General features: G+C 63.1%; 17 protein-coding genes and 1 pseudogene. 6 read left to right on the forward strand and 12 right to left on the reverse strand.

Annotated elements, in window-relative coordinates; genetic code table 11:
* Nucleotides 1–60 precede the first annotated feature (60 nt).
* Entirely contained in the window at nt 61–858 is a 798-nt protein-coding gene (locus tag LHFGNBLO_RS19500; RefSeq protein ID WP_258600864.1) for an ATP-binding cassette domain-containing protein, read from the forward strand.
* Entirely contained in the window at nt 855–1,904 is a 1,050-nt protein-coding gene (locus LHFGNBLO_RS19505) for an ABC transporter permease (protein WP_258600865.1), read from the forward strand. The genes LHFGNBLO_RS19500 and LHFGNBLO_RS19505 overlap by 4 nt, the downstream gene beginning before the upstream one ends.
* A gap of 45 nt (nt 1,905–1,949) precedes the next feature.
* Here LHFGNBLO_RS19505 and LHFGNBLO_RS19510 read toward each other — a convergent pair whose 3' ends face one another.
* From LHFGNBLO_RS19510 to LHFGNBLO_RS19520, 3 genes are all read right to left on the reverse strand, one after another.
* On the reverse strand, nt 1,950–4,655 hold the full coding sequence (locus tag LHFGNBLO_RS19510; protein WP_258600866.1) for an ATP-dependent helicase: 2,706 nt from the start codon (nt 4,653–4,655) through the stop codon (nt 1,950–1,952).
* 141 nt (nt 4,656–4,796) lie between these two features.
* Nucleotides 4,797–6,080, reverse strand: coding sequence for a flavin-containing monooxygenase (locus tag LHFGNBLO_RS19515; RefSeq protein WP_258600867.1), 1,284 nt, complete (start codon nt 6,078–6,080; stop codon nt 4,797–4,799).
* A 143-nt stretch (nt 6,081–6,223) separates the two neighbouring features.
* Nucleotides 6,224–7,858, reverse strand: coding sequence for a helix-turn-helix transcriptional regulator (locus LHFGNBLO_RS19520; protein WP_258600868.1), 1,635 nt, complete (start codon nt 7,856–7,858; stop codon nt 6,224–6,226).
* A gap of 264 nt (nt 7,859–8,122) precedes the next feature.
* Between LHFGNBLO_RS19520 and LHFGNBLO_RS19525 the strand changes: the two genes are divergently transcribed.
* A complete protein-coding gene (locus tag LHFGNBLO_RS19525) occupies nt 8,123–10,435 on the forward strand; it encodes a glucose/quinate/shikimate family membrane-bound PQQ-dependent dehydrogenase (protein ID WP_258600869.1) in 2,313 nt (770 codons plus the stop codon).
* 52 nt (nt 10,436–10,487) lie between these two features.
* Here the strand turns inward: LHFGNBLO_RS19525 and LHFGNBLO_RS19530 are convergent, their stop codons facing one another.
* The 6 genes from LHFGNBLO_RS19530 to LHFGNBLO_RS19555 all read right to left on the reverse strand — a co-directional run bounded on the left by LHFGNBLO_RS19530 (nt 10,488) and on the right by LHFGNBLO_RS19555 (nt 15,753).
* The gene (locus LHFGNBLO_RS19530) at nt 10,488–12,572 is read right to left on the reverse strand and encodes a putative bifunctional diguanylate cyclase/phosphodiesterase (protein WP_258600870.1); all 2,085 of its coding nucleotides are present in this window, start codon (nt 12,570–12,572) and stop codon (nt 10,488–10,490) included.
* Between the two features lie 395 nt (nt 12,573–12,967).
* The gene (locus tag LHFGNBLO_RS19535) at nt 12,968–13,177 is read right to left on the reverse strand and encodes a hypothetical protein (protein ID WP_258600871.1); all 210 of its coding nucleotides are present in this window, start codon (nt 13,175–13,177) and stop codon (nt 12,968–12,970) included.
* Nucleotides 13,178–13,244: 67 nt separating this feature from the next.
* A complete protein-coding gene (locus LHFGNBLO_RS19540) occupies nt 13,245–13,400 on the reverse strand; it encodes a hypothetical protein (protein WP_258600872.1) in 156 nt (51 codons plus the stop codon).
* A gap of 111 nt (nt 13,401–13,511) precedes the next feature.
* Nucleotides 13,512–14,306: a class I SAM-dependent methyltransferase gene (locus LHFGNBLO_RS19545; protein ID WP_258600873.1), complete on the reverse strand. Its 795-nt coding sequence runs from the start codon at nt 14,304–14,306 to the stop codon at nt 13,512–13,514.
* A 23-nt stretch (nt 14,307–14,329) separates the two neighbouring features.
* The gene (locus LHFGNBLO_RS19550) at nt 14,330–14,992 is read right to left on the reverse strand and encodes a cytochrome P450 (RefSeq protein WP_258600875.1); all 663 of its coding nucleotides are present in this window, start codon (nt 14,990–14,992) and stop codon (nt 14,330–14,332) included.
* A complete protein-coding gene (locus LHFGNBLO_RS19555; protein WP_258600877.1) occupies nt 14,989–15,753 on the reverse strand; it encodes a cytochrome P450 in 765 nt (254 codons plus the stop codon). Before LHFGNBLO_RS19555 ends, LHFGNBLO_RS19550 begins: the two co-directional genes overlap by 4 nt.
* Before the next feature lie 156 nt (nt 15,754–15,909).
* Here LHFGNBLO_RS19555 and LHFGNBLO_RS19560 point away from each other — a divergent pair, with 156 nt between their 5' ends.
* Complete coding sequence (locus LHFGNBLO_RS19560; protein WP_258600879.1) at nt 15,910–16,797, forward strand: dienelactone hydrolase family protein; 888 nt, start codon at nt 15,910–15,912, stop codon at nt 16,795–16,797.
* Between the two features lie 10 nt (nt 16,798–16,807).
* On the opposite strand, the gene LHFGNBLO_RS19565 is transcribed toward LHFGNBLO_RS19560, so the two are convergent.
* Complete coding sequence (locus LHFGNBLO_RS19565; RefSeq protein WP_258600880.1) at nt 16,808–17,716, reverse strand: EamA family transporter; 909 nt, start codon at nt 17,714–17,716, stop codon at nt 16,808–16,810.
* 89 nt (nt 17,717–17,805) lie between these two features.
* On the opposite strand from LHFGNBLO_RS19565, the pseudogene LHFGNBLO_RS19570 reads away from it, so the two are divergent.
* Nucleotides 17,806–18,301 (forward strand): annotated as a pseudogene (locus LHFGNBLO_RS19570) (Lrp/AsnC family transcriptional regulator).
* 87 nt (nt 18,302–18,388) lie between these two features.
* On the opposite strand, the gene LHFGNBLO_RS19575 reads toward LHFGNBLO_RS19570, so the two are convergent.
* Nucleotides 18,389–18,586 (reverse strand): hypothetical protein, encoded by a 198-nt coding sequence (locus tag LHFGNBLO_RS19575; RefSeq protein WP_258600881.1) that lies wholly within the window; start codon nt 18,584–18,586, stop codon nt 18,389–18,391.
* A gap of 149 nt (nt 18,587–18,735) precedes the next feature.
* On the reverse strand, nt 18,736–19,221 hold the full coding sequence (locus LHFGNBLO_RS19580) for a thioesterase family protein (protein ID WP_258600882.1): 486 nt from the start codon (nt 19,219–19,221) through the stop codon (nt 18,736–18,738).
* Between the two features lie 104 nt (nt 19,222–19,325).
* Between LHFGNBLO_RS19580 and LHFGNBLO_RS19585 the strand changes: the two genes are divergently transcribed.
* Nucleotides 19,326–20,738 carry an FAD-binding oxidoreductase gene (locus LHFGNBLO_RS19585; protein ID WP_258600883.1) on the forward strand — a complete coding sequence of 471 codons (1,413 nt, stop codon included), beginning with the start codon at nt 19,326–19,328 and terminating at the stop codon, nt 20,736–20,738.
* Nucleotides 20,739–20,795 lie beyond the last annotated feature (57 nt).

Below are 20,795 nucleotides of genomic sequence, written 5' to 3' on the forward strand. Positions count from 1 at the left end.
AGCCCGGCCGGCGGGACCGCTGGCGAGAAGGCCGGCACGAGACAATCAAGCGAGGATCCGATGGCCGAACGCCTCATCGAACTGCGCGACATCAGCAAGTCCTATGGCCACGTCTATGCGCTCGGCGGAGTCAATCTCAGCGTCGATCGCGGCGAGGTGGTCGGCCTCATCGGCGACAATGGCGCCGGCAAGTCGACGCTGATCAAGATCCTGTCGGGCGTGGTCAAGCCGACCAGCGGTGAGATCCTCATCCGCGGCAAGCCGGTGACCGGATGGAGTGCGGCGCGCTCGCGCGAAGCCGGCATCGAGACTGTGTTCCAGGACCGGGCGCTGGCCGTGCAGCAGACGATCGTGCGCAATATCTTCATGGGCCGCGAGCTCACCGGCTTTCTCGGCTGGCTGAAGGTCAACAAGGAAATCGAGGAGGCAAGCCGGCTGATGCGCGAGATCGGCTTCACCTCGAAAGTGTTCACGCCACAGTCGATCGTCGGCCAGTTGTCGGGTGGTGAACGCCAGGGCGTGGCGATTGCGCGGGCCATCTACAAGCAGGCGGAGCTGATCGTCCTCGACGAGCCGACGACGGCGCTGTCACTGACCGAAACCGCCAAGGTCTTCCATTTCGTGCGCCAGGTGCGGGCGAGCGGCCGCTCGATCCTGTTCATCGGCCACAACATCCATCATGTCTTCGACATTGCCGACCGCTTCGTGGTGCTGGATCGCGGCAAGGTCGCGCTCACCACCGACCGGCGCGAGGTCAAGTCGGCCGAAGACCTCATCAATTTCATGGAAGACGTGGCACACCCCGGCGGATTGGCCGGATTGCACGACGCCGGCGACGCGGAGCAGAGAGCACGATGAGCAAGACCATGGAGCCCGATCTGCACGAACCGTCCGCCGGCATTCCCCGCCCCGGCCCGCAGAAGGAGTGGAAACACCCATCCGATCACTGGATGCGTGGGTTCATCCTCGACAACCGCGCGTCGCTCGGCACGCTCGGCGTGTTCGTGGTGATGATGGCGGTGTTCATGATCGCCAACCCGACCGTCTTCACCACCTGGTATCTCTACAGTTCCGTGCTGACCACGCTGCCGGTCGCGCTATTCGTGGTGGTGCCGCTGGTCTTCGTCGTTACCTGCGGCGAGATCGACCTGTCGTTTCCGGCGACGATGGGCTTTGCCTCATGGATCTTCGCGCTGGTCGTGCAGGCCGGCTACGATCCGTTCCTCGGCATTGCAGCCGCACTTGTCACCGGCACGCTGCTTGGCTTCCTGGTCGGCTCGCTTGTCGTCTATGGCGGTCTGTCGTCGCTGATCGCCACGCTCGGCATGAATTTCCTGCTGCGCGGCCTGATCCAGATCATCAACGAGGGCAAGTCGACCGCGCTGACCAGCCTTGCCGACAGCTGGGCCTACACGATCTTCTCCAGCCAGCTCTACGGCATCCCGGTGCAGATCTTCTGGGCCATCGCCTTCGTCGTGCTGTCGGCGCTGCTCTACAACCGGCATCGCTTCGGCGCGCAGGTGAGGGTGGTCGGCGACAACCCCGATAGCGCCCAGCAGATGGGCATCGACGTCAAGCGTGTGCGGGTGAAAGTATTCGTCTTCGTCGGCATTGGAGCGGCGATCGCCGGCACCTTCTCGACGATGATCAATTTCACCTGGTGGCCGACCTCGGGCGACGGCTACCTGCTGCCGGTGCTGGCATCGGTGTTCGTCGGCGGCACGCCGACCTGGGGCGGCATCGGCACCGTGGTCGGTGGCGCGATCGGTGCGGTGACCGTGTCGTTCATCCAAACCGGCGTCGTCGCGGCGGGCTTGAGCGGCTTTTATGTCCAGTTCTTCAACGGGCTGATCATCATCCTGTCGCTGCTCGGCCACAAATGGAACCAGGCGCGGTATCGGTGAGGCGGGAGATTTCGGCGGAAATGGAAACGGAGATTTGGTGGGGCCTCACACCCCGGTGACAAACCCGTCCAGCACGCGTTTCTGACCGGCCTTGTCGAAGTCGATGGTCAGCTTGTTGCCTTCGATGGCCGAAATGTTGCCGTTGCCGAATTTCTGGTGGAAAACGCGGTCACCGACACTGAAGGCCGATGGCGTGTCGGCCACGGATTTGGCGACCAGTTCGCCGTCGATGGTGCGGCCTTTGACGCTGGTGCGGCCGGCGCCATAGCCACTGTCTGTCTCACCATAGCCGATGCGCTCGACCTGATGGCCAGAGCGCGAGCCCCAGTTGCGGTCTGTGGCTTCGGTGCGGTTGGCTTGCGCGCGTTGCCAGCCCGGCGTCGCATAGGTGTTGGAGAAGGCGCCGGATTTTTCAGTGCCGCCGGAATTGCCGCCGACATTGTCGAAGCGTGAGGCGCCATAGGGATTTTGGCGGCCACCACGTCCCGACGCGAACGAACCGCCACCGTAAGAATTGCCGTAGCCGCCATAGGAGTTGCCGCTTTCTGCGACTTCGACATGGGCTTCCGGCAGCTCATCGAGGAAGCGCGACGGGATGGTCGACTGCCACAGGCCGTGGATGCGGCGGTTGGAGACGAACCAGAGGTGCAGGTTCTTCTTGGCGCGGGTCAGGCCGACATAGGCAAGGCGGCGCTCTTCCTCCAGCCCCGAGCGGCCGCCTTCATCCAGCGCGCGCTGGTGCGGGAACAGGCCTTCTTCCCAGCCGGGGAGAAAAACGGTTTCGAATTCGAGGCCCTTGGCCGAATGCAGCGTCATGATGTTGACGGCATCGAGCTCGGCATTCTGCTCGGCGTCCATGACCAGGGCGACATGTTCGAGGAAGGAGCGCAGCGATTCATACTCCTCCATGGAGCGGATCAGCTCTTTCAGATTTTCCAGTCGGCCGGGGGCTTCGACCGAACGGTCGTTCTTCCACATGTCGGTGTAGCCGCTCTCCTCCAGGATGGTCTCTGCCAGCTCGGTGTGCGGGGTGGTTTCCAGCGCCTTCTGCCAGCGCTCGAAATTGGCGGCGACTTCGCGCAATGCGGCGCGTGGCTTCGGCTTCAACTCGTCGCTTTCGGCGAGCTTGGCGGCGGCCTCCAGCATCGGGATGCGCAGCGCACGTGCGGTGTCGTGGATCTGGCGGATGGTGGCTTCGCCAAGGCCGCGCTTCGGCACATTGACGATGCGTTCGAAAGCGAGGTCGTCGGCGCCTTGCGCGACGACGCGGAAGAAGGCCAGTGCATCGCGGATTTCGAGGCGCTCGTAGAAGCGCGGACCACCGATGACGCGGTAGTTGAGGCCGAGCGTGACGAAACGGTCCTCGAATTCGCGCATCTGGAAAGAGGCCCGAACCAGGATCGCCATGTCGTTGAGATTGTGCTTTGCGCGCTGGTAGGTCTCGATGGTCTCGCCGACGGCGCGGGCTTCCTCCTCGGAATCCCAGGCGGCATGGACATGCACCTTCTCGTCGTCCTCGGCGATCTTTTCGGTGAACAGCGTCTTGCCGAAGCGGCCCTCATTGTGGGCGATGAGGTGTGAGGCGGTGCCGAGGATATGCGCGGTGGAGCGGTAGTTGCGCTCCAGCCGGATGATGGTGGCGCCGGGGAAATCCTTGTCGAAGCGCAGGATGTTGTCGACCTCGGCGCCACGCCAGCCATAGATCGACTGGTCGTCGTCGCCGACGCAGCAAATGTTTACAGTGGACAGGCGCGGGTTTCCCTCCCCCTTGAGGGGAGGGTGGCCGGGCGCAGCCCGGCCGGGTGGGGTCCTCGCGGCAGTGCTCGACGCCAAGGTGTTTGATGACTGGGCGGTTCCTTCTGAGGCGACCCCCTCCGCCCGCTTTGCGGGCACCTCCCCCTCAAGGGGGGAGGATTGCGGCCTTTGCGCCAGCAGGCGCAGCCACATGTATTGGGCGGTGTTGGTGTCCTGGTACTCGTCGACGAGGATGTATTTGAAGCGCCTGTGATACTCCTTCAGCACATCCGGATTGGCGCGGAAGATGCGGATCGGATGGCACAAAAGGTCGCCGAAGTCGCAGGCGTTCAGCGTCTGCAGTCGCGCCTGATAGGCCTTGTAGAGCTCGCGGCCCTTGCCATTGGCGAAAGCGCGGGCGTCGCCCTCGGGAATATCGGCGGGGCCAAGCCCCTTGTTCTTCCAGCCGTCGATCATCTGAGCGAACTGCTTGGCCGGCCAGCGCTTGTCGTCCAGCCCTTCGGCCTGGATGAGCTGCTTGATCAGGCGCACGACATCGTCGGTGTCGAGGATGGTGAAATCGGATCTGAGCCCGGCAAGCTCGGCGTGCCGGCGCAGCAGCTTGACGCCGATCGAGTGGAAGGTGCCGAGCCACGGCATACCCTCGACCGCTTCGCCGACCAGCAGGCCGATACGCTGCTTCATCTCGCGCGCCGCCTTGTTGGTGAAGGTGACGGCGAGGATCTGCGAGGGGAAGGCCTTGCCGGTGGCGAGGATGTGGGCGATGCGGGTGGTCAGCACACGCGTCTTGCCGGTGCCGGCGCCGGCCAGCACAAGAACCGGGCCCTCCGTTGTTTCAACGGCTAGCCGCTGCTCGGGGTTGAGGCCATTCAGATAGTCGGGCGCATTGTTGTGGCCGCTGCGGGCAGCCATGGCGCGCGCGGCAATGCCCGACGGGGCCATGGGCCGCGCATTCGGTTCGTCAAAAAAGGGCATGTCTTCCGAAAAGCCGGACATCGCCCCCGAATGTAGTGATTCGGGAGCGAAAGGCCAGAAGTGTCTACGTTTTGTTCCGGTTTGGAAGCCAGATTGCCGGTCGCCGTGCGAATATTATCGCCCCGGCGCTCGGCAATCCGCGCAAAAGCGCTCTTGTGGGGCTCACCCCGCTGCTGCCTGCATCCGCTCGCTGATCTTGTCGACCACATAGCCGGCATCGCGTGCCGCGCCATGGATCATCGTGGACGACGTCGAGTGCTGGAAATGCAGGCCGCAGACATAGAGGCCAGGTTCGCCTTCCACGGCGCCGCGATACTGCTTCACCCGGCCGGCTTCGTCGAAGATCGGCAGCTTGATCCAATCCAGCCCGGCCCGGAAACCGGTGCACCAGATGACGTTGGAAACGTCGAGAAGCTGGCCGTCGTCGAGCAGCGGTTTGCCGTCGCGGACACCGGCGACGCGGGGGACGCGGTGGACGCCTGCAGCATCCAGATGCTGAGGTTTGACCCGGACCAGCGGCAGGCCATGGGACAGCTGCCCCGGCTTGGCCTTGCGGCCCATGGGTGTGTCGACCGTGAGCAATCGATGGAAAACGATGCGGAAGACGACAGGCAGAACCAGGCGCATGGCAAAATAGCCGTTGTAGGCGACCGGGATGTTGCCGGGGTGCCGGCCAGCCAGCCAGACCTGGTGCGTGGACGCGAGATCCATGGCGATTTCCGCGCCGGAATTGCTGGCGCCCACCAGCAGCACGCTGCCCGCATTGAGCTGCTCAGGGTTTTTGTAGGCGCCCGCATGCAATTGCCGGATCGACGGATCGAGCAAGGCGGCGAAATCCGGAATCTTCGGCTTCTGGTAGCTCGAGGCCGCGGCTACGACGTGATTGGCGATGTAACGGGTTTGACCTGCAGTGACGATGTATCGGTGGCCGGAACGGGTCACCTCATCGACTTTGACGCCGGTGCGTACCGGCAGGGAGAATTTCTTCGCATAGGCCTCCAGATAGTCGGCCATGTCGTCCTTGCTCGGGAACGAATAGCGGTCGGCAGGGAAGGGCAGGCCGACCAGCCCGTCAAAACGCGCGGGCGTGAACAGGCGCAGCGAATCCCAGCGCGAACGCCAGATGTCGCCGACGCGTTCGCGAGCCTCCAGGACGACAAACTTCACACCCTTGCGGGCGAGATGGTAGCCGACGGACAGGCCATTCTGGCCGGCGCCGATGACGACGACATCGACGTGCTCTTCCCTGAGCGCGGGCCGCGTTTCGTCACCTGATGGCGCATGGCTGCCCAATGCCTGCAGCGTACCGGCCTCAAGTGTCATGAATGCGGCTCCCTGTTCCAGCAACGCGCCGGCGCGCGCCCTGGTCTCGGTGATGTCGACGCGGCGGCTGTGCGGGTTCACTGCGTGGCTTGAAGTCGGGCGAGGTATCGAAGTCGGGTTCATGATCGCTCCATGAGGTTTTTGATCAGCCATGGAGCAAAAATAGCGATCCGGTGCGGCGGCGCTTCGGGGAGATACCCCATGAGACAAAAGAAGCGGCATGGGGATTTCCCCCCATGCCCCACGCGATCTTTCGGATCGTCGCCTCAGAGGAGGCCGTTCTGGAAGGCGTAAGCGGTCGCTGCAGCGCGCGAGTTTACCGCCAGCTTGTCGAATATGTTGCTGACATGCCGGTCGACGGTCTTTTCGCTGAGGCCGAGGTCGGTCGCGATCAGCTTGTTGGTCTTGCCGGTGGCGACGAGGCCAAGGACTTCGATCTCGCGCCGCGTCAGGCCATGCGGGCGCGCGTTGGTCGGCCCGATCAGCGCGGTGACGCGGGCGAGGTCGGGCGCGGCGCCAAGTGCGGTGAAAACCGCCCGGGCGGCATCGAATTCAAGCTCGGCGCTGTCCTCGTCGCCAAGCATGCGACAGGCCTGGCCGGCCAGCACGCGCAGACGCGCCTCGAGATAGGGTGCGCCGGCGCGCTGCCAGGTCGTCAGCGCGGCACGGAAATGGCCAAGCGCCGTCGCGGCATTGCCCGAATCCATCTCGATTTCGCCTCTCGCTTGTGAGGCCATTGCTGCAAGGATCTCGGTGGCGAAACGGCTGGCGATCGCAGCCAGTTCCTCGCAGGCTTCGCGTGCCTCGTCGACGGCGCCCGCGGAGATCATGATTTCGACCAGCGCCGGAAGCAGACGGGCACGGCCAAGCGGTGACCTGGTCGTGGCCAACACGCGACGAATGGTTGCCGCCGCCTGCTCGGTACGGCCCTGCATGAGTCGCAGCAGCGCCATGCCTGGCTGTGGTTCGAGCCCGAACTGACTGGCGGCGCGATAGAGATTTTCCGCGGCGGCGAACTCGCCGCGCAAGCGATGGATTTCGGCCTCCTGGTAGGCTGCTCCTGCCGCCATCTCGCTGCCGCTGCGCAGCGACTGCGTCGCGCGCCGCGCCTCGGCAATCGAATCCTGCCAGGCTCCGTTCAACTCCATGATTTCGGCACGATGCAACAGGCAGATGCCGTGGAACTGAACCAGCTGCGGCTGTTCTCCGCACCAGTTCGACAGCGCTTGGGTCCATTCGCGCGAACGGTCGAGCGCATAGACTTGCCGACACGCAGCGATCAGGTTGCAGTAGATCAGGCCGGTGACGATGGGCGAGATTTTGCCTTCGGCAGCCGGCAACATTGCTTCGTCGAGCAGGGCGATACCCTCCTCGATCCGGCCTTGCCGTACCAGGGCGCGGCCGAGATAACATCTGGCGAAGGCGATCAGGTCGATGTCGCAACAGCGTTCACCGATCGCCAGCGCCTGCTTTGCCTGCGCCTCCGATGCCGGATCGTTGCCGGTCATGAGTTCCTTTTGGGCGGCCAGCAACACCAGGTAGCCATGCGCTGCGCACTCGCGACCAAAGCCGTCCGCCAGGCGCTGCGCCTGCTGGATACAGGCGGTTGCGTGGCCGTCCTCGCCCAAGGCTAGAAGCCGGAAGCCACGGAAGAACGCCCAATACGCCGCCTGGTCGTCACGGCCGGCTTCGATATGCATGTCGAAGAGACGCTCGCCTGCAGCGAAGATGTCCTCATCGCGGTCAAGCATGCCGGCCGACCAGAGCAGCCGTTCCAGGTCTTCGGCGCCGAGAGACGCGATTTCGTCGGTTGCCCGCAGCAGCTCGAATGCATCTGCCCATGCCCGCTCCCCGTAGGCGCGGCGGGCCTGCTCGAGCAATGAGGCGGTATCGGCTTTCATAGGCAAAGCATAGCATCGCCTGATAACCGGCAGAAGAATGGCGAATGCCTGGCAACAGTCATTTCGACGTGACCAGCAACGGGACCGAACGTTAGGGGGAGCGATGCCCGGGCATAGAAAGATGCTGTCCTGCTAATTTGACAGCACGCACAGGCGGGCGGAAAACTGCGGCGGCGAGATGAAACAGAATCGAAAGCGGGCTGCGGTCCCATTTCGTGACGGCGGTTTCGGCCGCCCGCCTGCTGCGCTTGAAGGAGTGTCGTTATGGCAACTGTCCTTACCGCCGTGGTCCTTGCTGCTACTGGTCTGGCGCTGGGCGGGGGTGGCATAAGGTTGGCGACGCTGGGCGGCAGCTGGTACTACGTCATCACAGGCCTCGCCTTCCTCATCACCGCTTGGCTGCTCTATAGGCGCAAGTCGACGGCGCTATGGCTCTACGCTGCGATCGTCATCGGCACGCTCTGCTGGGCGGTTTGGGAAATCGGCTTCGACTGGTGGGAACTCGGCCCGCGCGGCGGCATCATCGTGCTGCTGGCGCTGTGGCTTTTGACGCCATGGGCGAGGCGGGGCCTCACCGGTCCCGACGGGCGGGCGCCGCTCATTCTCGCCGTGCTGGCCTCGCTTGCGGTGGCCGGCTATTCGATGACCGCCGATCCCAAGGACATTGCCGGCGAACTCAGCGCCGACAAGGTCACGCCTACGGCCGATCTTGGCGGCAATTTGCCTGCCGGCGAATGGCATTTCTACGGCCGCACGCAGTATGGCCAGCGCTATTCGCCGCTCGACCAGATCACATCAGACAACGTCGCCAATCTGCAGCCGGCATGGTCCTACCGCACCGGTGACCTGAAGGGCCCCGACGACGTCGGCGAAACGACTTACCAGGTGACGCCGCTGAAAATCGGCGACACGCTCTACATCTGCACGCCGCACAATTTCGCCATCGCCATCGACGCCGTGACCGGCAAGGAGAAATGGCGATACGACCCCAAGGTCAAGCTCGACAAGGACCGCCAGCACCAGACTTGCCGCGGTGTGTCCTATTATGCCGACGCCAAGGTCGCCACCGGCCAGCCCTGCGCAACACGCGTCTATCTGCCGACATCCGACGCACGGTTGATTGCACTTGACGCTGCGAACGGGCAGGTCTGTGCGTCATTCGCCGAAGGCGGCACGCTGAACCTGCTCGTCAACATGCCTTACCCCAAGTCGGGCTATTATTATTCGACCTCGGCGCCGCTGATATCAGGCGGCAAGATCATTGTCGGTGGCGCGGTCAACGACAATTATTCGACGCAGGAGCCTTCCGGCGTCATCCGCGCCTTCGACCCCGAGACCGGCGCTTTGCTGTGGAACTGGGATTCCGGCAATCCGGACGTGACGACGCCGCTGGCTGCGGACCAGACCTATACCAACAACTCACCCAACATGTGGTCGACGGCGAGCGCCGACGAGAAGCTCGGCCTGCTCTATGTGCCGCTCGGCAACCAGACGCCGGATCAGCTCGGCATGGACCGCAGCGCCAATGTCGAGAAATTTTCGTCCTCGATCACCGCACTCGATCTTGCCACCGGGCAATTGCGCTGGGTGCGGCAGACCGTGCATCACGACCTCTGGGACATGGATGTGCCGGCGCAGCCCACGCTGGTCGATATCACCATCGCCACCGGTGTCGTGCCGGCGCTGGTCGGGCCGACCAAGCAGGGCGACCTTTATGTGCTCGACCGGCGCACGGGCGAGCCGATCATTCCGGTCAAGGAAGTGCCAGCGCCGGGCGGCGCGATCGAGGGCGATCACACATCGCCGACGCAGCCTGTCTCCGACCTTACCTTCATGCCGAAGCCGCTGACCGGCGCCGACATGTGGGGCATCACCATGTTCGACCAGTTGGCCTGCCGGATCGAATTCCAGGGCCTACGCTACGAGGGCCGCTATACGCCGCCTTCCGTGCAGGGTTCGCTCATCTATCCCGGCAATTTTGGCACCTTCAACTGGGGCGGTGTCGCCGTCGACCCGGTGCGGCAGGTGATGTTCGGCATGCCGACCTATCTGGCGTTCAAGTCGCAGCTGATCCCGCGCGACCAGGTGCCGCCGCCGGACGAAGGGCGCGGCAGCGAGCAAGGACTCAATCGCAACGAGGGCGCGCCCTATGCGGTGGTGATGGGGCCCTTCTTGTCGCCGCTCGGCGTCCCTTGCCAGGCGCCGCCCTGGGGCTATGTCGCGGGGGCGGATCTCAGGACCGGCAAGATCGCCTACAAGCACCGCAACGGCACCGTCTACGACATGACGCCGCTGCCGCTGCCGTTCAAGGTCGGCGTGCCGGGAATCGGCGGGCCGATGATTACGGCCGGTGGCGTCGCCTTCCTGGGTGCTGCTGTCGACGACTATTTGCGCGCCTATGATCTGACATCAGGCAAGCAGCTCTGGCAGGCCAGATTGCCGGCCGGCGGACAGTCGACGCCGATGACCTACACGGTGGCCGACGGACGCCAATTCGTGGTCATCGTCGCCGGTGGCCACGGCTCGGTCGGCACCAAGCCGGGCGACTATGTGATGGCCTACACGCTGCCGAAATAGGGGCAGCCCTGCCGATCGTCTAGGGCCTCCCGATGGAATCGGGATGGGGCGTCTAGGCGACGGCCTGACGGGGTGACAACTCGGCAGGCATCATCCTGATCGCAAAGACGTCATGGTCGCCATCAGTGCTCAGTGCGAAAATTTCACCGAAAGGTGCCGGCCGGCCGAGCAGGAACCCTTGCGCTTCGTTGCAGCCTTCGGCGCGCAGGATCGACAACTGGCTGTGCGTCTCGACGCCTTCGGCCAGGACCGGGATGTCTAGGCTCTGGCCAAGCGCAAGCACGGCGCGGATGATGGCCTTGGCCTGCGGGCTGGTTTCGACCTCGGACATGAACGAGCGATCGAGCTTGATCTTGTCGAACGGAAAGGCGCGCAGCGTCTCCAGCGACGAATAGCCGGTGCCGAAGTCATCGATGGCGATGGTGACGCCCAGCGCCTTGATCCGCCGCAATATGCTCAAGGTGCGGTTCTTGTCGGCGATGATTGTGGATTCGGTGATTTCCAGCTCCAGGCGATTTGGCCGCAGGCCCGTCTCGATCAGGATTTCGTGGACGAGTTTCGGCAGGTCCGCATGGGCGAACTGGACCGGGGAGAGATTGACCGCCACCTTGTAGGGTTGCTCCCACGATGCTGCCTTGGTGCAGGCGGTGCGCAGGACCCATTCGCCGAGCGGCAGGATGAGACCGTTTTCCTCGGCCAGCGGAATGAATTCGATCGGGGGAATATTGCCGCGTGTCGGATGCTTCCAGCGCAGCAGGGCCTCATAGCCTCTGATATCACCGGTCGAGACCGAAGTTTGCACCTGATAGTGCAGATCGAGTTGTCCGTTTTCCACCGCGTCGCGCAGGTCGTTGGCCAGCGTGCGGTTGGCGCGGACGGCCTCGTCCATGGCTTGCTCATAGAAGCAGACAGCCTGCGTCACGGTCGCCTTGGCGCGATACATTGCCAGATCGGCATTGTTGACGAGGGATTCCCGGTCGTGCGCGTCGTTGGGGTAGATCGCAATGCCGATGCTGGCACCGGTCGCGGTTTCGAAATCATCGATCCGGATCGGCGCAAAGAGCGCGCTCTCCAGCCGCGACACGAAGTCCACGAGGTCCACTTGCCCCTTCATGCGCTTGATGGCGGCAAACTCGTCGCCGCCGAGTCGCGCGACGAATTCACCTTCCTGCAGCAGAGCACTCATGCGTCCAGCCAGGGTTTTCAGGGCGAGGTCGCCGGCACCGTGACCCCAGAGGTCGTTGATTTCCTTGAACCGGTCGAGATCGATACCGATGACAGCCACCTTGCAGCCGAGTTCCTCCGCACGGTCGATCTCGTGGTCGAGATAGTCGTTGAAATTCGGCCGGTTCGGCAGGCCGGTGAGCGCGTCGTTCATCGCCAGGTGGTGCAGGCGCCGAAAGGCTTCGGATCGCGTACGATCGTCGATCAGATAGCTCGCAAGCCCGGTACCGATCACGATCAGGCCGACCGCGGCAACACCCAATGCCATGGCTCGCAAGGTATTGGGATCGGTATAGTCCGCGCGCATGGCCAGCGGCGTTACCTGCACCGCAGCCATTGCAGTGAAATGCAGGCTGACGATGGCCACAACCAGAATGGCCGCGGCGAGATATTTGTGACCTGATATGCGGTCGTTCAAGGCAACGTTGATCGCCAGACAGGCGAAGACAACGGCCAGGACGATCGAGGCCACGAGATAGTTCATGTCCCACTCGACCACGCCGTCGACGCGGTAGGCCGTCATGCCGGTATAGTGCATGCCGGAGATCGCCAGGCCGACAATGATGCCGCCGATAATGGGGGCAACGCGCGAGGCGCTGCCCGATGCGGCGATGAAGCCGGCGGCGGTTCCGGCCATCGCAATGAACAGCGAGGCGATCGTCAGCACCGGATCGAATGCCACGGGTGCGCCCGGATCGTAGGCCAGCATGGCAACGAAATGCGTGCACCAGATCGATGATCCCGCACAGACCGCCGTCAGAAAATGCCAGCCGATCTGCTGCAGGCCAGTGACCTCATGGGCTCGCAGGAACAGCCTGATCGTCGCCCACGAACCGGCGCTGCAGACCAGCGCCGCGACGAGCACCAGCCAGAGGTTGTGCTCCATTGCCACACAGGAGATGACGCGCATCATGGTTGGATGCTTCCTTCGATCTCTGTGGAAACCAACCTTTTTGCCTCGATCAATCCGTAGCCCCGATATCCCCATGGCGAGCGACTGACATGAGGTATCAGAACGAGGTTTGACATAGGGCGCGAAAAGGCAACGCCTCCAAACAGGATTACCCATAGTTCAGTCCCGACTGTGGTTTTCAACTTCTAATAGGCGGTTAATTGCGTTCGCGAGGGCTTGTGCCTTCTCGGGGCATGGTTCTGGAAAGTGTATGATTTCCTCATTGTTGGCATAATATCGATATTTTCGCAGACGCGGCACTCACGGTGACACGCCGTACAAACTTGACGCCGACCAACTGCGGCCGACCAAAGCGCCGGCGCTGGTCTCTGGATTGTAGAAGGAGGGAGGCGGGATCAGAGCCCGAGATGGCTCTTCAGGCTGGGCACAGAGCCGAGCACCTGGTTGGCCAGGTCGGGGCCGGCGGCTGTCTCGGCCTGCTGGATCAGGGTCGTGGCGCCTGGCGGATCTGCGCCATGTCGAGCCCCAAATAAGGAAGAGACGCTGGTGCCTTGCGCCTCGTGCTCGAGCACCGAAAAAATAGTGCCGACGACCTGTTCCGTCATTGCCTGATCGAGCCGGCCTTTTGCGAAACGGTGTTGACGATGTCCTGGACGTCCATCGCCCTTTGCCTCAATCCTGGGTTTTCGTTTTTGCAGGCCGGCGCTGGTTGCTGCGCACCTTGACCATCGATCTCCTGGTGGCAGCGGAAGCAGCCGAGCGCAGTGCCAGCAGGGCGGCAGCGGCGAGCACGAAGGCGGTTGCGAGGATCGGGGTGGGGAAGGTCATGATGTTGTTCCTTCTTGGTCAGATTGGGCGCAACTGCAGGGCAGCTTCCCCTTATATTGTGGCAGCAGCATCAAGATTGTCGGAAATGACCAAAATGTGATTAAGGCTGCGTCACGGCTTTCGCGCCGAAACCAGCAGATAGGCTTTGCTGATCGCGCCGAAATAGCCGGCAATCAGCCGGCAGACCGCCGTGCTGCTGAGACTCATGGTCAGACTCATGGCGCCTCTCCGGCGTTCGGATGCCGGCCATCGGACGAGGTTGCGGCGGAAGCCGCCGAGGCATTCATCGGTGGCGTCCTCGACCATCACGTCCTTGAAACCCAACGCGTCGAACTGCGCCCGATAGGATGGAATGTCCGGGCGGAGGTTGGCTTTTGGCACGCCGATGCGATCGGAGATGCCGGATGTGAACCTGCGGAACAGGATGTCGGAGAGGACGAGCGCACCGCCCGGCTTGAGCACGCGAAAGGCTTCCGCAAGAAAGGCCGCGCGCGTGTCGAAATGGAAGGCCGCCTCGACGCAGATGACCGCGTCGAAACTCTCGTCGGCAAAGGCGAGCTTGACGGCATCCATCTGGAGCACGGTTGCGCCGGGCGCATTCTGGCGCGCCGTCGCGACCTGGGCGGCGGAGATGTTGATGGCAGTGACGGCCTGCGGCGGGTAGGAGAGGAGCAGGCGCCTGGTCGATGCGCCGAGGCCGCAGGCGACATCCAGGATGCTGCCGCCGGTCTTCGGAAGCCGCGCCAGCAGCGTGTCGACCAGCGCTTCGCTGGCCTCCCGCTGCGATGCGGCGGCAGTTGCCCAGTAGCCGAAATTGTAGAAGCCGCTGCCGCCATAGTAGCGGCGCTGCTTGCCGCTTTTCATGGCCCGGTCGTAGATGCGGACCATCATGCGATCTTTTGGCATTGTTCGTTCCGTCAACGTATGGATTAAAGCATATCGGGAAGGGCGACGAGATCCCGGAAACGCCCGTTGGCACGGGCCTGGCGGACAAGTTCGCCGCGCGGCCGCAAGATGATCTCGACCTTGCCATGAGGCCGGTGGGTCACGGCAAGGCGATGGCCGATGTTCGAACCGGGGGGCAGCTCGACCGCACGCTTTGTGAGGATAGTCGCCAGCGCTATGCGCATCATCTGATAGCCGAATGTCGTGCCGGGACACATATGACCTCCAGCGCCGAACACCAGATACTGGAACGGTGACGGCTTCAGGTCGCCCCAACGGTCGGGGTTGAAACGATCCGGTTGCGGGTAGAGCGAGGGGTCGCGGTTGATCAACATGCCACCGATAAGGACCCTTTCACCGCGCTTCACGTCCTCGCCGCCGAGCGTGGTTTTTCCTGCCGCCTTGCGCATCAGCAGCGGTACCGGCGGGAACAGTCGCATGGCTTCCCTGACGGCCGATTCGAGCAACGGCACCCGGTCGAGATTGCTCATCGTCACCGGCCCGCCGTCCAGCGCGACATCGAGGTCGGCAACGAGGCGGGCCATGATCGCGGGGTGCTGGGTCAGCAGGATCGTTGTCCACGAAAGCGCGTTAAGGCAAGTGTCGTATGCAGCGCCGAAGAAGAAGCTGATGATGCCGCCGATCAATTGGGGGCTTGGCGGGTTGCCAGCCTCGTCGAGGTTGTTGGCGAGCAGAGCCAGAATATCCTGTGCGTCCGGGTTGCCCCGCTTTTCCGCTGCCCAGGTGAGGATGGCGTGTGTTCGAGCTTCGGAGCTTCGAGGATCCAGCGCACATAGGCCGGGCCGGGTACGATCCAGCTTGCGGTCATCAGGCTGCCGATCATGTCGGCGACCGGCAGTCCCCGGGCGGAATCGTCACCGAACAACAGCCCAATGGCGAGATGTTTTGCCATCTGGGCACTGATCTCAGTCAGCGGCAGCGGAACACCGATTGGCCAGCCATCTACAAGCGATTCCGCGATCGACGCCATCTTGGGCGCCATGGCGAGCACCGGGGGGCGTTTGAGTGGCGGTAGGAACATCTTGCGGTAGTGTTCGTGACGCTGGCCACGCAGTCGCGTCATGCCATAGACGAGGCGCGAAGAAGCATGGTTCTTCCTGCCGGCCATGTTGATCTGGACATTGACCCAGGTTTCAGTCCCGGACAACAAGGTCCGGCATAGCCCCGTATCGGCAACCACGAAAAGCCGCTTTGGATTGGCGCGGGTGGAGTGCGGGTAGTCTATCTGCAGAAATGGACCATGTTCGCGGTGCGCATCACGCACAGCGACCAACGGATCGACGAGGAACCGCGCAATAAAGCCAAGTGACCGGCGTCTGCCCAATCGATACGATAACATGCAATTTCCCCGACCAGGCATCCTAAGGAAATCGTCGCGCTGGTCCATAGGCTTGTGCTGGTCGATTGATGTGGCCCCTCGCGTCGTGCTTGCCAGGGGAGAGTATCGTCACCGATCCGTGACTGGACCGTGCCAGCCGCGACCCTATCTTCCAAAGCAGAGAGCAAAGCAGAGAGAAAATTTCCTGAAGTCGAGGAGCGCGCCATGACAGAACCTGCCACGAAGCCTGCCATTACCCAGGCGATGATCGACGCCTATGACGAATACACACACTTGACGCTCGACCGTCGCCGCTTCATGGAACAGTTGACTAGGCTCGCCGGATCGGGCGCTGCAGCCGCAGCGATCGTGCCGCTGCTTGCCGCCAATTCCGCACAGGCGGCTGTTATCGCCGACGATGATCCGCGCGTGAAAGGCGAGGACATCAGCTATCCCGGTAACGGCGGCGAGATGAAGGGCTACCTGGTCAAGCCGGCAGAGCAAAGCGGCAAGCTCGGAACCGTCATCGTCATCCATGAAAACCGGGGCCTCAACCCGCACATTCGCGACGTGGCAAGACGCGTGGCGCTGGAAGGGTTCGTGGCGCTGGCGCCGGACTTCCTGTCGCCGCTCGGCGGTACGCCAGGCGACGAGGACAAGGCTCGCGACCTGTTCGCCAAGCTGGATCCGGCGCAGACAACCGCCAACGCAGTCGCAACAGTCGCTTTCCTCAAGGGCGATAAGGACGGCAATGGCAAGGTCGGTGCGGTTGGCTTCTGCTGGGGCGGCGGTACGGTCAACACGCTGGCCGTCAACGCCCCCGATCTCGTGGCTGGTGTCGCTTACTACGGCATGCAGCCGAAGGCGGAGGATGTACCCAAGATCAAGGCGGCGCTTCTGCTGCACTATGCCGGTCTGGACGAGCGCATCGATGCCGGAATCGATGCCTACAAGAAGGCACTCGACGCAGCCCATGTCGAGTATACCGTCTACGTCTATGACGGCGTCAACCATGCCTTCAATAACGATACCTCGGCTGCGCGTTACGACAAGGCGGCAGCTGACCTCGCGTGGGGGCGGACGATCGCCTTCTTCAAGCAGAAACTGGCGTAGCAGATCCGTCTCAATCGGGTGGCGCGGGCTTATGGAAAGCCACGCCGGCGACCACCAGCGCGATGCCGAGGCAGTCGGTGACGCTGGGGATCTGGCCGAGCACAACGATGCCGATCAGCGTCGCGGTGACCGGCAGCAATGACAGCATCAGCGCGAAGCTGGCGCGCGGCAAGCGCGACATGGCAAGCTGGTCGCAGATATAGGGGATGACCGACGAGCAGATGCCGACGCCGATGGCGGCGAGCAGCAAGGCTGGTGAAAAGAAAGCTGGCAGCGCATCGGTGAAGCCGATCGGCAGCACGATGAGGAAAGCGATCGACATGGCCGCACCCAGGCCGGCAATGCCATCGCCGGCGCCAGCGCGGGCGATGCGGTGGCCGAGCACGATGTAGAAGACGAACAGCACGCCGTTCAGGAAAGCCCAGAACAGGCCGACGGGGTCGCTCGACCATTTGACGTCGATCAAGAGCAAGGTGCCGATGACAGCGACGGCAAGGGCGGCGAGATTGCGCGGGCTTCTGAGGCCGACCAGCGCGACGCCGATGGTGCCGACGAATTCGATCGCCGCGACCAGCGAGATCGGCAAGCGGTCGAGTGCGAGGTAAAACGAACAGTTCATCACCGCCAGACAGGCGCCGAAGGCCAGCAGCAGCAGCCGTGTCGAACGGTTGGCACGGACGAAGACTGTCCAGGGGCGGGTCAGCGGCACGAAGACGAGAGCGGCGGTGGCGATGCGCAGCCATGCCATGCCGAGCACGCCGACATGCGGGAAGAGCAGCACGGCGAAGGCCGGGCCAAGATAGTGGAACACGGCGCTGACGCCGAACCAGACATGTGGCGGCAGCGAGGTTGCCAGATTTGCATAGGCAGGGCGGGCGAGGGCGGGGCTTGCGGCGGGTGCTTGTGTTTGATCGTCCATGAGATCAGTATCGCAGGCAGTCTCTTCGAATTACATGGATGATGACCGGTTGATCCGATTATCTTCCTTCCGGAAGCAAGGAGTTTTTCCTGAAACGCCTTCGAAGCGAAATGGCCGATCTGGATGCGGCGGATCTGAAAATCCTGCGCCAGCTGGAGAAGGATGCACGCACCAGCACCGCGGAACTGGCGCGCGCGGTCAGCCTGTCGGCGCCGAGCGTGGCCGAGCGCATCAAGCGGCTGCAGGAGAGCGGCGTGATCGAGGCCTATACGGTGCGGATCAATCCGGCCTCCCTTGGGATGAAGCTGTCGGCATGGCTACGAATCAGGCCGGTGCCCGGGCAGCTGGCTGTCGTGGCGGAGATCATCCGTGACCTGCCGGAAATCGCGCAATCCGGAAATCGCGCAATGCGACCGGGTGACCGGCGAGGACTGTTTCATCGCATTGGCGCATGTCAGCTCGGTGGCCGAGCTCGAACGGGTGATTGACCGCATCATTCCTTATGCGATGACCAACACGGCGATCATCCAGTCGTCGCCGGTTGTGGCGCGGTCGCCGCTGGAAGCAGTTGTCAAAACCCGGTGATTGTCATTCTTCTTGTTTGGCCATGATCTTTTCCGAAAACCGGTTCCCACTTTTCGCTTACGCGGTCCTTCGGTTCGGGATCATGGCCTAGGCGCGGCCTCGCTTCATGCGTGCCTGTTTCAGGATGGCGCGCCAGCGGATCATGTCGAAAGGAATCGGTTCGTTGTTGTTGGCAATGTGAAAGATCTCGTTGTTGACGTTCTTCAACGAGCGCCAGAAATCATAGTCGGTAATGCGCGGATCAGCAGCCAGCCTGTCCACCTCGACCTTGATGTCGGTTTTCATGCACTTTCCTCGAACCGCCTGTGCCCCGCCGCCCGCATCGCAAACCTCCGATGTGGTCGGTTCTCTAACGCCGCGCTGAGTCGTTCAACGCCTCAATTCGCTTGTTCACGTTAAAACCTCGGTAAGGTTAACGGCGGCCAGCTTTGGGTTCAAGCCGTCTTGCGGCGAATACCGATCGAACGGCCGGCGCGCTCCGGCATAGGCAGCACGGCATGGGCGGCACGCATGGCCTCGACCTTGGCGAGCACATCGGAAGGGAAGGGCGCCACCTTGGGGCCGGACATGTCGACATGCAGCGACAGTGTTTCGGACGTGGCGGCGAGCCAGCCGTCGACATGGCGGATTTCCTGGTAGGCCCGCAGCCGCTTGTCGTCATGGTCGATCAGCTGGAAGGAGACCGTGACCTTGTGATCCAGATGCAGTTCCTGGACGTAGCAGACATGGACTTCCGCGGTGTAGATGGTGAGCCGCCGCTGTTTCACATAGTCCAGCCCCATGCCCATTCTTTCGAAGGCCTCGTCCGAGCAGCGGTCGAAGAGCACGTTGTAGTAGGCCATGTTGAGATGGCCGTTGTAGTCGATCCAGTCCTTCTCGATGTCCATGACACGAGAGACGAAAGGGGCGGGGATGGGCATGGGGAACTTCCTTTTCGTCTTTGCTGGACAGAGCGTGGCTGGTGAGACTACGCATCCATAAATCCATAACAAGCGTGGACGCTGGTCCATTCGCGGAGGAATCGATGGCTCTGAGCGACCTCAACCCGGTCGAACGCAACGAAGAAGGCATCGCTGCCGTGCTCGGCATCCTCAAGCAGCAGCTTGGCGAGCGATTCCAGACCGGCCAGGCGATTCGCGCCCAGCATGCGCACACCACCACCTATATCCCGACGCAGGCGCCTGACGGCGTCGCCTTTGTGGAGACGACGGCGGAAGTGCAGGAGATCGTGCGCGCCTGCGCCGCGCACCGGGTGCCGGTGATCGCTTTCGGCGTCGGCTCTTCGCTGGAGGGGCACACCAATGCGCCGGGCGGCGGCATCTCGCTGGACACGTCGCGGATGAACCGTATCCTTTCGGTCAACCCGCAGGATCTCGACTGCACCGTGGAACCCGGCGTCACGCGCGAAGATCTCAACCGGCATCTGCGCGACACCGGGCTGTTCTTCCCGATCGACCCCGGCGCCAATGCCTCGCTCGGCGGCATGGCGGCGACACGGGCTTCCGGCACCAATGCGGTGCGCTACGGCACCATGCGCGAGAACGTCTTGTCGCTGACGGCTGTCATGGCCGACGGCGAGGCTGTGACGACCGGCAAGCGGGCGAAAAAGAGCTCGGCCGGCTACGACCTGACGCGGCTGTTGATCGGCTCGGAGGGCACGCTCGGCATCATCACCCAACTGACCCTGAAGCTGCAGGGTATTCCGCAGGCGATTTCCGGTGGCGTCTGCCCGTTTCCCAGCGTCGAGGCGGCGTGCAACGCGGTGATCGCGACGATCCAGATGGGCATTCCGGTGGCGCGTATCGAGCTGGTCAACGCGCTGCAGATGCGGGCGATGAAGAATTATTCGAAGCTCGACTATCCGGAGAGCCCGTGCCTGTTCGTCGAATTCCACGGCAGCGATGCCGGCGTCGCCGAGCAGGCCGAGACCTTCGGCATGATCGCGGAGGAAAATGGCGGCGGGCCGTTCCTGTGGACCAGCGTTGCCGAGGAGCGGACGAAATTGTGGAAGGCCAGGCATGACGCCTACTGGTCGTCGCTGACGCTGCGGCCGGGCGCCAAGGGGCTGTCGACCGATGTCTGCGTGCCGATCTCGCGCTTTGCCGAATGCGTCACCGAGACCGAGGCCGACATTGCCGAGATGGGTCTGATCGCGCCGATCGTGGGCCATGCCGGCGACGGCAATTTCCATGTGCTGGTGCTGATGGACGTGGACGATCCCCGGGAGATCGCGCTGTCGGAAAAGTTCGTCGCGCGGCTCAACATGCGAGCGATCGCCATGGATGGCACCTGCACCGGCGAGCATGGCATCGGCCAAGGCAAGGTCGGCTTCCTGCGCCATGAGCTCGGCCACGGCGTCGACATCATGCGCACCATCAAGCAGGCGCTCGACCCGCTTGATATTATGAACCCGGGGAAGATTCTGCCTCGCGACTAGCTAGTGGTGGCTGGCAATCGAATTGCCTCTTTATCGACACGCTGATGCGGGTAGAGT

Origin of the sequence: Mesorhizobium sp. AR10, assembly GCF_024746795.1 — a bacterium.
GTDB lineage: Bacteria > Pseudomonadota > Alphaproteobacteria > Rhizobiales > Rhizobiaceae > Mesorhizobium.